The following is a 10138-nucleotide window of genomic DNA, read 5'->3' as shown; positions in this document are numbered from 1 at the left end:
AGGATGATGAGGGTCAGGTAGGCAAGCGAGAAGCCGAGCGTCAATCCGAAACCCGGAATGACGCTCGGCTGTCGAAACCGCCAACCCGCCCGAGCGGGTGCTGTGATGGCCACTGCTGTCATGGAGTTCCGGATCGCCCCACTCTTCAAGCCAGATTGCCCTTCGCTATGACTTCAAGAGCCTTGGGCGTGCAAGTTCGTTGAAAGATACGGCGCCTACTTCCATTCGCCCAAAGGCGTGTGGATTTTCTTCCTTCGCCGTCATTCGGGCTTTCTCCAGCTCTTCTGACTACTCCTTACTGCGCAGGTCTCCAGGTCTGGTTGGATGAGCACCATCACCGAAATGATAGGGTACGCGCATTCTTCAATCGTCGAAAAATTAAGCCAGAAGTTTGCATGTCGCGACCAGCGTTGGGTCCCGAGCATCCACCGCGCGCATACCGCCCGGCAGACGGCGTTCGGCGGATCGGACGGCAGAATTTGCAGACGTCGTCGTGTGGACCAGGCGACGCCGACAATGACGAAAGCGAAGCTATGGCAGCAAGTAGTAGCGAACACAATCGCGCGCGGATCAGCCGACAGTCGGAAGTGGGACCCTTGCTCAAAAGAATAGGTTGGCCACGCCACTAAGATATCTCACGCGTTCCCGTGATGGCCTTCTACGCAATACAAAACCAACGCATCATGGAGCGCATAAATCAGATTAGAAATCCGCCTGGGGAGGAGGATATGAAAAACATCTCAAATGACCTGATGGAAATTGCCGGCCGAATTCGCCCTGCGCGGGAAGCCTTCGCGGAGGCGGACAGGAGGAGGGTCGAATCCGCTTTGGAGGCAGGACGACTTCTTTGCCAGGCCAAGGACGACTGCCTGCACCAGCAATGGATGGCTTTCCTGAGATGGGCCGATATGGATGAACAAGAGGCTCGAAAGCTGATGCAGCTTGCCCGCGCGGGACTGACATCGTGCGTCGTTTCGGAAATCGGCGGCATCGATGCGGCACTGGCCTATCTTGTGGAGGCAAGATTGCCCGAGCCGGAAGAGTGCCTAACCGTGGGCCGCGTAGGCTGGCCGGAAAAGAACACGCCCTTCGCGATTATCAAACCCAATGCCGCGCATCCCGGCTATTACGATATCGCCATTGCCGACATGTGGGCCAATCCAGCAACGGTTTTCTCATCGAGAAAGCCGCTTCGGGGGGAAAGCATGAGGCAAGCCGACGGATCGTTCTTCAACAGCCTCTGGCATATTGTCGATCGTGAATTGGATGTCCCGCATTCGCAGCGCGAGTTCCAGATGATGCCGGCGGATCTGTTCTCGCGAGATGGTGCCTTCCTCTTCGCCAAGCCTGTCTCCGCGGCTGACAGTGCGACGGAAAGCGAGGCGCACAGCTACATTCTTTGAATGTTCGCCGGCAAATGCGACCGCGCGCAACCCGCAACAATTCCATTGCATGGACCGGAAAAACGCCCTGCCGGCCTCGGCGTGCTCTGCCTAGCGTTGTTCGTCACGGCAGAACACTCCAGCGCGCAGTCTCACCCGGACGAAGATCTATCATGCTCAGGCGAGGCTGTTCGAAGGCAATTTCCTGACTCGGCTCCCGGACGGCAAGTTGAAGCGAGAACCGAACTACCTCTAAGAGCATGGCAAAAAGACCAAACGGCCGCCGACCGGAATTTTGACGGAAAATGAACTCAAGCAATCGACGCGCCAATGAAGCGCCGTCAGCCGGCTTGCAGCCGAGCGTGGCTGCGCGCCAGATCATCTCGTCTCGTCCATTTGCAATGGCCATCAGCACTTAGCGTTGTCAAACCGCGCCAGACGACCGTCCGGGCCCATACCAGGTCTCGGAAGTGGTAATGTCTTATCCGATTGCGCACTCCATTTTCTTGGCTGCTGCTGGCTTAATCGCGTCAGTTGTCATCATCAGAGTGGCGGTTACATGCGCATCGCGATTGTTGGTTCGGGTTACGTGGGTCTTGTATCGGGCGCTTGCCTGGCTGATTTCGGCCATCAAGTCGTCTGCGTCGATAAGGCGGAGGCCAAGATTGCCGATCTCCAGGCCGGAAGAATGCCGATCTATGAGCCAGGTCTCGACGACCTCGTCGACAAGAATTCCGCGAGCGGCCAGCTCACCTTCACCAGCATGCTTACAGCGGCAGTCGCCGATGCGGACGTGGTGTTCATTGCCGTCGGGACGCCTTCGAGGCGAGGCGACGGCCATGCCGATCTGTCCTATGTCTACGAAGCGGCCCGGGAAATCGCGGCCGCTGTTCACGGGTTCACCGTGGTGGCAATCAAATCCACGGTGCCGGTGGGCACGGGGGATGAGGTCGAACGGATCATTCGCCAATGCAATCCCCTGGCCGATGTGGCCGTCGTCTCCAACCCGGAATTCCTGCGCGAAGGAGCCGCGATCGACGACTTCAAACGACCAGACCGGATCGTTATCGGCCTCCCGTCGGACGAGCGTGGCCGGGAGGTGATGGCGGAGGTGTATCGGCCGCTCTATCTCAACCAGGCACCCATCCTGTTTACCGGCCGCCGCACGTCCGAGCTGATCAAATATGCGGCCAACGCCTTCCTGGCGCTCAAGATCACGTTCATCAACGAGATCGCGGATCTCTGCGAGAGCGTGGGCGCGAACGTGCGCGAGGTAGCGCGGGGCATCGGGCTCGACAATCGCATCGGCTCAAAGTTCCTGCACGCCGGCCCGGGCTATGGAGGATCCTGTTTTCCAAAAGACACGCTGGCTTTGGTCAAGACGGCGCAGGACAGCGGCGCGCCATTGCGCCTGATCGAAACGACAGTTGCCGTGAACGACCAGCGAAAACGCACCATGGCGCGCAAGATCGTATTTGCCTGCGGCGGAGATGTCCGCGCAAAGACAGTGGCCTTGCTGGGTCTTACCTTCAAACCCAACACCGATGACATCCGTGAAGCGCCTTCCCTCTCGATCATCCAGGCCTTGATCGATTTTGGAGCACATGTCCGAGTGTATGACCCCGAAGGCATGGAACAGGCGAAAATCGTGCTCGGCACAAGCGTAAGCTATGCCGAAGGCGCCTATGAATGCGCCGAGGGCGCCGACGCGCTGGTCATCGTGACCGAGTGGAATCAGTTCCGCGCCCTGGATTTTGAACGACTGTCCCGCACGATGTCGAAACGGGTGGTGGTCGACCTGCGCAACATTTACCGGCGGGAAGACATCTCCAAGCACGGCTTCGAGTACGTGAATATCGGTGAGGGAGCGGTCGGAGACAAGGCAGTTTTCGCCGCGGCCGCGGAATGAGGTATCTGGTCACCGGCACCGCAGGATTCATCGGTTTTCACCTGGCGCGCCGGCTGCTCGACGACGGTCATCGCGTCACCGGCTTCGACGGCATGACGCCATACTATGACATCGTCCTGAAGCAGTCCCGACACGCCCTGCTTGAAAGATACGACGCCTTTCGCGCCCATATCGGCCAACTGGAAGACCTGGATGCCCTTCGCCGCGCCGCGGACTCCGCCCGGCCCGATGTGATCGTGCATCTGGCCGCGCAGGCCGGTGTCCGCTACTCAATCGACAATCCGCGAAGTTACACGGACAGCAATCTCGTCGGCTCGTTCAACGTCCTTGAGCTTGCGCGTGATCTCAAGCCCCGGCATTTGCTCCTTGCGTCCACGAGCTCGGCCTATGGAGCGAACGACAAGATGCCATTCGTCGAAACCGACAAGGCTGATTGGCCGTTAACCTTCTATGCGGCCACGAAGAAGGCGATGGAGGCGATGGCGCACTCCTATTCACATATCTTCGGAACGCCGACCACATGTTTCCGCTTCTTCACCGTATATGGCCCCTGGGGCCGGCCCGACATGGCGCTCTTCAAATTTGTCGACGCGATCGAGAACGGCCGTCCGATCGAAGTGTATGGCGAAGGCCTGATGAAGCGCGATTTCACTTATATCGATGATCTCGTCGAAGCCATCGTCCGACTCGTCGAATGCACGCCTGCGACAGGTCGCGCGGCGTCCGCTCCCGGCGTCGTCGACACGCTGTCACCCGTCGCGCCGTGGCGTGTCGTCAACATAGGCGGCGGCGAGCCTGTCGGGCTGCTGCCTTTCATCAAGACGATCGAGAACTGCCTGGGCAAACGCGCCATCCGCAAGATGTTGCCGATGCAGGCTGGCGACATGCGGGCAACCTATGCCGACCCCCGCCTGCTGGAGACCCTTACGGGCTTTCGCCCTTGCACCAGCGTCGAGGACGGGGTGACCGCCTTCGTACGCTGGTATCTGGAAGAACGGCCGTCGCGGCCGACAATCGCCGCCTGAAGCGCGCAGACCTGTGCTCCGTGCACGCGCCTAGGTCCTTGGCGCGACACAGGTTGGTCATGCCGAGGCCAGCTTGGCATGTATCCTGGGCCTTTCGCCATGCCAGGATGTCACCTCAATGGCGGCTCCGTCTCCACAAAGCACTGTAAAGCCGCTGTCGGTATGAGTTTGGACCTGGCCGGTCAGCCCGATATGGCGCCCAGGCGGGGCAAACATGCGCGCCTTGTCGATCACGATCTTGGCACCGGCAGTGAAAGTGAAGGCGCCCGGATAGGGATCGCCGATGGCGCGGACGAAACGAAGGACATTCTCGGCAGCATCGCTCCAGTCGATTATTCCGTCATCGGCCGTGCGCTTTGCGCAATAGCTGGCAAGGGATTCGTCCTGCGCGACGCCCACGGCCTTGTCACGACTTATCGCCGAAACGACAAGCGGCGTCATCTCGAACAGTGCCTGCTTGTGCTTGTCGTAAAGCGAGCGCGCGGTCTCGTCCGGTGCCACGGCAAAAAGCTTCTGGAGGACGATAGGGCCACTGTCGACACCCTCGTCGAGCCGGAAGAAAGTCGAGCCCGTCTCCTTTTCATTCGCAATGATCGTCCAGGGGATCACCGCCCTGCCCCGAAAACGCGGTAACGGCGCCGGGTGAAAGCCGATCGAGCCATATCGGGCGACCGAGCGAAATTCGCCGCGGCAGATTTGCGACCAGCCGACCACCATCGTCAAATCGGGCCGCTCGGCTTCGAGCCTGTCGATCGTGTCGGGCGCATTGATGTCCTTGGTCAGGTGGACCGCGGCCCCGGCCAGACGTGCCGGCCCCGCCAGATCGACGAAATCGGAATGGCGTTTGGAAGCTTCGCCCGCAAGGGTGACAAGCAGCGAAGGCGTCATGCCAGCTTCGACAAGGGCATCGAATGCGACCCGAGATCCCTCCACCGCACCGACAAAGGCTATGCGCATGAATTCAAGGCTCCAACTCACCGGCGTGAGCGATAGATGGACACAGATCTCTTCTATTGTCTGCTTCGTTTCTGCGCCCAAGTCCTCCTTTAGAGGTAAACGGCAGCCGGCGATGCATCCCTATGTGCAACTCGTCCCTTCAAAGAAAGCTGGGTATTTAGGGGTTGCGACAGCGGGATTGGAATACGCGATGGACAGCTTCGCCGGCTTGGCATTTCTGGATCGCAGCGCCACTACAGTCGGGAAGGGCGGATCTGATCTGCTACGCATGGCGATCCTGCTTTCTGGACGCCGACGCATTTGTGCTTTCGTCCCGCTACGAAGATTGCGCGGTACCACTCAAGGCCATGGCCGGCAGCCCGCCCATCGCGTCCTTCGACTGCGACGTCATACATGCTGCGCTACGATCCCCAAGGACTGAAGACCTGTCACCATGCTGACGACCACCCGTCTGACATTGCATAAGATCGACGCCCGGATCAGGATGACCTGGGCTGCGTCGGGCGCAGACGCGTTTCTTGTCTCCTATCCCGAATCCGGAGCAACCCAGCTTAGACATATCCTTTCGGAATACTTTCGTCGCCACGCCAACGGCGAAAATGTCCATCTTTCGCCAATGTTCGAGGTTCTTCCGGATTTCGATCTCGATCCGACGAGGGGCATCCCGGCTTTTCGTTACACAGATGAGCGCCATCGTGTGCCGCTCGTCCTGGTTTCGCACCTCACCTATAGACGCTCGCTTTTTCTCAACCGACCCATCATCTTCATGACTCGAGATCCGCGCGACGTAATCGTGTCAGCTTATTTCGATGCCACACGTCACAAACGCTGCTTCGAAGGCACCATGGACGCGTTCATTGCCGATCGCGAACAAGGCCTGCCGGCTCTGATAGTATATCTGAATGATTGGGGTAGAGGTCTAAAGCATCACGTAAGTGCAGTATTGGGCTATGGGGAACTGACGGAAGACCCTATGGGTGCCTGCACGCGTATCCTGAGATTTCTCGGCCACACACCGTCCGTGCGCGCGCTTCAGGATTCTATCGACGCCTCGCGTTTCGATGTAATGCGTGAGCATGAGATGGCGGGCGGCCTAGCGGCCCACGATGGCGAAAGCCAGCATGCGCGTCCCGGCAAGGTCGGCGGCTTTTCCGATCATCTTAGTAATGCGCAAGCCGAACTCATTGAGCAGACCTGCATCGACTGGCTAACTCCAGCCGCGATCGAACTGCTTGCCCGTGGCGGAACGCGGCTCGCATGCGGCTGGTATGAACTTCGCCGCCAATTCATGGATGAACACGGCCAAGGCGAGACGATCAAGAGAGATCTTCCTGTCGTCGAATCCCTTTCCACCAATCCATGCAGCAACTTGGCGGAGATCGCCGAGAAGTATGGAAATAATCCATCGACGTCCTGACGTTAAGAGGGGAGTAAATGCGACTTGCGATTGTGCAGGCGGGCCTGGGTGCAGGAGGGACGGAGCGCGTCGTCAGTCTGCTTGCCGCAGATCGATGCAGGCGCGGAGATGAAGTCCATCTATTTGCTTTCGTGGGAGAGCAAGACAAGAGCTATTTTGCCCTGCACCCGAAGGTCACCGTCCACAGACTTGTAGAGGATGGAGCTTCGCGGCTTTCGAAACTCGGATTTGTCCGCAGCTTGCGGCGCGTGGTCGTGTTGCGCGCGGAATTCAAGCAGCTTCAGCCCACTCTGATCGTTTCATTTCTAACAAAGATTAATATTCTTTGCCTGCTGGCGGCGAAAAATCTTGGCATCCGGGTTATTATCTCGGAAAGAAACAATCCCAAAGCGCAGAAAAAACACGCCGCTTGGCGGCTCGTTTCTGGCATCATACTTCGGCAGGCGGATCGGCTCGTCATGCAGACTGATGCGATTGTCAAGACGCTTCCGGATACGCTCAGAAAAAAAGCCCACGTTATCGGAAATCCTTGCGAGGTCATCGGAAATCCGTGCGAGGCGACCGATGCCTACAAAGACCATGGCAATGAGATGTTTCGCCTGGTCGCCGTCGGACGCCTGGTGGAACAGAAAGGCTTCGACACGCTGATAAAGGCGTTTGCTAAAGTCGCCAGCGAATTTCCGGCATGGGCGTTGACAATCTTCGGCGAGGGACCTGATCGGGTTCTTCTTCAACGTCAGATCGATGCGTTGGATTTGGAGGACAGGGTAAAGCTTGCCGGCATTACCGAGCGTCCGGGCGAATGGGCGCGCGACGCCTCCCTCTTTGTCCTGCCGTCACGCTACGAAGGCTTTCCCAACGTGCTGATCGAGGCGATGGCGGCAGGCCTGCCCGTCGTCGCAACGGACTGCGATTTCGGTCCATCCGAAATCATCGAACCAGGCGTTTCGGGTCTGCTGGTACCAGTCGACGATGTTGCCGAGTTGGCATCCGCGATGGCATGCCTGATGCGAAACAATGCTCTTCGCCACAAAATGGGTAGATCGGCCCGGAAAACGATCGATCGGTTCTCAATGCAGCAGATTGCGGAAAAATGGGACTCCGCTTTGACGAAATTCTGAAAATGAAGGCAATCGATCACGAACTCAGTTATTCAGGTTCGCGATCTACGAATGAAAAATATCCAATGCCGGACAAGAACACCTCGAGCGTTTTCAAATCTGGCGCACATATCCTGATGTTCATCCGGAGAATGATCTTTGATAGGCGCACTTTACAGCCAATGTAACTAAAAGCGGCGACCTGTCGCGCGAAGGCAATGCCCGCACATCGTCCCTGATTGGGATCGGTCTCAAGACACAAGGCTACATGTAGACTTTCGAGATTGTGTCCCGTGGCGTGGCTTGGCTTTTGACCACTACGAAGCCTTGCGGTTGGCCAGAGGACGTATCAGCGAGCCGCGGCAGGCATGCTGATGAAAGGAGCATCGCTCATGAAACGCACGTTCGACCTGCTCGGTGCCGCCTGCCTTCTGCTGCTGATGTCGCCCTTCATCGCGGTGCTTTCAATAGCAGTCGCGCTGCTTCTTGGGCGGCCTGTTTTTTTCCGCCAGGAACGTCCCGGCCTGCACGGGAAACCATTCAAGATAATCAAGTTCAGAACGATGACCGATCGTCGGGATCGTCATGGCCGGCTGCTTCCCGATGCTGACAGGCTGACTGGCTTTGGCAGCTTTCTGCGCGCAAGCAGCCTTGATGAGCTGCCCGAATTGATCAATGTATTGCGGGGTGAGATGAGCCTCGTCGGGCCTCGTCCCCTCTTGATGGAGTATCTCCCCCGCTATAGCCCTGAGCAGGCGCGTCGTCACCAAGTCATTCCCGGCATCACAGGTTTGGCGCAGGTGAACGGCCGCAACGCACTTGATTGGGAGAACCGCTTCGTCCTGGACGTCTGGTATGTCGATCACCGGACCTTCGCACTTGACCTGAAAATTCTCTGCCTGACCTTTTACAAGATCTTCACCCGAGAGGGGATCAGCGCCGCGGGACACGCCACCATGCCCGAGTTCATGGGCTCGCAGGTTTTGCAGTCGGGCGGGCCGTTGAGGACGTCTGGATCGCGCCTGCCACGGTTCGCTGCAAGGGTTGCAGCCATCGGTATTCTGCTAGAACTTGGGACTGCCGCTTTCGTTTTTGTTGTCGATCCATATGGGATCAACCATCATCTGGAGATTCCTGATTTCAATGCCGAAAAGACACATCGCCTTTCGATCGGTACGACAGCCGAGCGCTCACTACGTCTATGGCTCACCGACTACGACACTTTGATCCTCGGCGGCTCGCGGGCGCGCGTCGGGCTTGATCCCGCCGGACCGAGCCTAGCTAGGCTGAAGGCCTACAATGCCGCGGTTCCGCATGCGAGCATGGTGGAACTCTATGACATTGGCATGTTCGCCCTGGCTCACGGCGCACCCCGCCGGATGATCGTCAATCTCGATTTCTCCATGTTTGAGGCGGACCGAACGGAAACCCAAGATTTTCCGGAGTCCGGCTTTGCCGGAGTTCCAATGCCTATCGTTTATGCACGGTCCCTGTTCTCCCCCGAAAGCTTTATCGACGCTTTGCGGACGGTGCACGCCAACAGCATTGGATTTCGGGAGACCGACAAGGAGGACGGTTTTCACCAGATCATGTTGGCACATAATTACAGCTACAGACAGGTGTCCGACCAGAGGCTGAATCGGTTGATGGCGGAGTTTTCGTCTCCCGGCAGCTTCGATTATGACATCACCAGAATCGGCCTGTTGCATGACCTGCTGGATCGTCTCACCGCCGCTGGAGTAGACGTCACGCTCTTCATTTCGCCGATACATGCTCGTCAGATGGAAGCACTCAGGGCCATGGGGCTACTCCCGGTTTACGACCGCTGGCGTGTGGATCTGACGTATACCGTAAGTCAGGTCAACGCATCCAAGACAGCCACGTCTGAAGTGAAACTGTGGGATTTTAGCGGCTATAACTCCGTTACAATGGAAGACATTCCGGATCCGGGCGATCGTCATCAGACGATGCGGTGGTACTGGAGCTCTGCGCGTTACACTCCGGCCTTGGGAGAGTTGATGCTGGATCGCATGCTCGGCCAAGCCTATTCGGGCCCGTCGGATTTCGGCATATCTCTTACCGGATCCAACCTTAGATCAATCCTCGACCAACAGCGAAAGAGGCGCACCATATATGTCGTGCTTCATCCCGAGGAGATTAATAGGATATGGAGCCGTTTGCTTTTATTTAAATTTACAAAGCCAAATATCTAGGCAATTTTTCTCTTTATTAGTTCGGTATGTCTTATAGTTCTACTTTTTTGTTCCGCATATATTTAGCGATAAAACGGCCATGAGCTGCTACCGCTAATGGGGTAGGCCATCGGTCGTAGCGGCGATCAGGTCCTA

General features: G+C 57.6%; 8 protein-coding genes and 1 pseudogene. 6 read left to right on the top strand and 3 right to left on the bottom strand.

What is annotated here, in order from left to right; translation table 11 throughout:
* Window positions 1-122: pseudogene (locus FJ428_RS20155) on the bottom strand (molybdate ABC transporter permease subunit); the annotation flags it as partial.
* A 606-nt stretch (window positions 123-728) separates the two neighbouring features.
* On the opposite strand from FJ428_RS20155, the gene FJ428_RS20150 reads away from it, so the two are divergent.
* Complete coding sequence (locus FJ428_RS20150) at window positions 729-1403, top strand: hypothetical protein (protein WP_140498426.1); 675 nt, start codon at window positions 729-731, stop codon at window positions 1401-1403.
* Between the two features lie 103 nt (window positions 1404-1506).
* Here the strand turns inward: FJ428_RS20150 and FJ428_RS20145 are convergent, their stop codons facing one another.
* A complete protein-coding gene (locus tag FJ428_RS20145) occupies window positions 1507-1764 on the bottom strand; it encodes a hypothetical protein (RefSeq protein ID WP_140880003.1) in 258 nt (85 codons plus the stop codon).
* Between the two features lie 177 nt (window positions 1765-1941).
* Between FJ428_RS20145 and FJ428_RS20140 the strand changes: the two genes are divergently transcribed.
* Both FJ428_RS20140 and FJ428_RS20135 read left to right on the top strand, forming a co-directional pair.
* The gene (locus FJ428_RS20140; RefSeq protein WP_140513535.1) at window positions 1942-3291 is read left to right on the top strand and encodes a UDP-glucose/GDP-mannose dehydrogenase family protein; all 1350 of its coding nucleotides are present in this window, start codon (window positions 1942-1944) and stop codon (window positions 3289-3291) included.
* Window positions 3288-4316 (top strand): NAD-dependent epimerase/dehydratase family protein, encoded by a 1029-nt coding sequence (locus tag FJ428_RS20135; protein WP_140581285.1) that lies wholly within the window; start codon window positions 3288-3290, stop codon window positions 4314-4316. Before FJ428_RS20140 ends, FJ428_RS20135 begins: the two co-directional genes overlap by 4 nt.
* A 57-nt stretch (window positions 4317-4373) precedes the next feature.
* Here FJ428_RS20135 and FJ428_RS20130 read toward each other — a convergent pair whose 3' ends face one another.
* On the bottom strand, window positions 4374-5273 hold the full coding sequence (locus tag FJ428_RS20130; RefSeq protein WP_140498428.1) for a formyltransferase family protein: 900 nt from the start codon (window positions 5271-5273) through the stop codon (window positions 4374-4376).
* A gap of 433 nt (window positions 5274-5706) precedes the next feature.
* Between FJ428_RS20130 and FJ428_RS20125 the strand changes: the two genes are divergently transcribed.
* The 3 genes from FJ428_RS20125 to FJ428_RS30960 all read left to right on the top strand — a co-directional run bounded on the left by FJ428_RS20125 (window position 5707) and on the right by FJ428_RS30960 (window position 10003).
* The gene (locus FJ428_RS20125) at window positions 5707-6690 is read left to right on the top strand and encodes a sulfotransferase domain-containing protein (protein WP_140880002.1); all 984 of its coding nucleotides are present in this window, start codon (window positions 5707-5709) and stop codon (window positions 6688-6690) included.
* 17 nt (window positions 6691-6707) lie between these two features.
* The gene (locus FJ428_RS20120; RefSeq protein ID WP_140525323.1) at window positions 6708-7811 is read left to right on the top strand and encodes a glycosyltransferase family 4 protein; all 1104 of its coding nucleotides are present in this window, start codon (window positions 6708-6710) and stop codon (window positions 7809-7811) included.
* 371 nt (window positions 7812-8182) lie between these two features.
* Window positions 8183-10003 carry a sugar transferase gene (locus FJ428_RS30960; RefSeq protein ID WP_140880001.1) on the top strand — a complete coding sequence of 607 codons (1821 nt, stop codon included), beginning with the start codon at window positions 8183-8185 and terminating at the stop codon, window positions 10001-10003.
* Window positions 10004-10138: the final 135 nt, after the last annotated feature.

This window comes from Mesorhizobium sp. B2-8-1, from assembly GCF_006440955.1.
Classification (GTDB): domain Bacteria; phylum Pseudomonadota; class Alphaproteobacteria; order Rhizobiales; family Rhizobiaceae; genus Mesorhizobium.
Note: the sequence above shows the minus strand (reverse complement) of the source record. Positions and strands in the feature narration are given on the sequence as shown.

Bases quoted from the DNA above. Each gene is read 5' to 3' on its own strand.
- FJ428_RS20150 (WP_140498426.1), top strand. From the start codon at position 729: ATGAAAAACATCTCAAATGACCTGATGGAAATTGCCGGCCGAATTCGC.
- FJ428_RS20145 (WP_140880003.1), bottom strand. From the start codon at position 1,764: ATGATCTGGCGCGCAGCCACGCTCGGCTGCAAGCCGGCTGACGGCGCT.
- FJ428_RS20140 (WP_140513535.1), top strand. From the start codon at position 1,942: ATGCGCATCGCGATTGTTGGTTCGGGTTACGTGGGTCTTGTATCGGGC.
- FJ428_RS20135 (WP_140581285.1), top strand. From the start codon at position 3,288: ATGAGGTATCTGGTCACCGGCACCGCAGGATTCATCGGTTTTCACCTG.
- FJ428_RS20130 (WP_140498428.1), bottom strand. From the start codon at position 5,273: ATGCGCATAGCCTTTGTCGGTGCGGTGGAGGGATCTCGGGTCGCATTC.
- FJ428_RS20125 (WP_140880002.1), top strand. From the start codon at position 5,707: ATGCTGACGACCACCCGTCTGACATTGCATAAGATCGACGCCCGGATC.
- FJ428_RS20120 (WP_140525323.1), top strand. From the start codon at position 6,708: ATGCGACTTGCGATTGTGCAGGCGGGCCTGGGTGCAGGAGGGACGGAG.
- FJ428_RS30960 (WP_140880001.1), top strand. From the start codon at position 8,183: ATGAAACGCACGTTCGACCTGCTCGGTGCCGCCTGCCTTCTGCTGCTG.